This is a genomic window from Streptomyces cavernae (genome assembly GCF_004023625.1).
In the GTDB taxonomy this organism is placed as follows: Bacteria; Actinomycetota; Actinomycetes; order Streptomycetales; family Streptomycetaceae; genus Streptomyces; species Streptomyces cavernae.
The window spans coordinates 1-580 of record NZ_RPDJ01000140.1; the positions used below are offsets into that span (position 1 = coordinate 1).

Genomic DNA, 580 nt, shown 5'->3' on the forward strand with positions numbered 1-580 from the left:
TCGACGGCACGGTGGCGGCGGTGCAGGGAGCCGATGACCTCGCCCGTGGCGGCGTTGAGCGCCGCGAACAAGGTGGTGACGCCGCCGCGCAGGTAGTCGTGGGTGCGGCGCTCGGGCATGCCGGGCATCATCGGCAGCACCGGGGCCGAGCGGTCCAGCGCCTGTATCTGGGACTTCTCGTCGACGCAGAGCACGATGGCGCGCTCGGGCGGATCCAGGTACAGGCCCACCACGTCGCGGACCTTCTCAATGAACTGCGGGTCCTTGCTCAGCTTGAAGGTGTCGACCTGGTGCGGCTTGAGGCCGAAGGTGCGCCAGATCCGCGAGACCGTCGACTGGCTCAGCCCGCTCTGCTTCGCCATCTCGCGGGTGGACCAGTGCGTGGCACCCTTCGGAGTCGTCTCCAGGGTCCGCACGATCACGTCCTCGACGTGCTCGTCGGTCACCGTGCGGGCAGGCCCTGGCCGTTTCTCGTCGGCCAGGCCCTCAAGCCGACCGGCCGCGAACCGCTTCCGCCACGTGGCCACCGTGGTCGGATGGATGCCGAGGTCGGCGCCGACCTGGGTGTTCGACAGCCCGT

1 protein-coding gene is annotated in these 580 nt (G+C 69.8%); it reads right to left on the reverse strand.

Annotated features, from left to right (window positions below; translation table 11 throughout):
• The coding region (locus tag EF387_RS46520; RefSeq protein ID WP_128382592.1) for an IS630 family transposase at window positions 1-580 on the reverse strand (580 nt) is incomplete at both ends.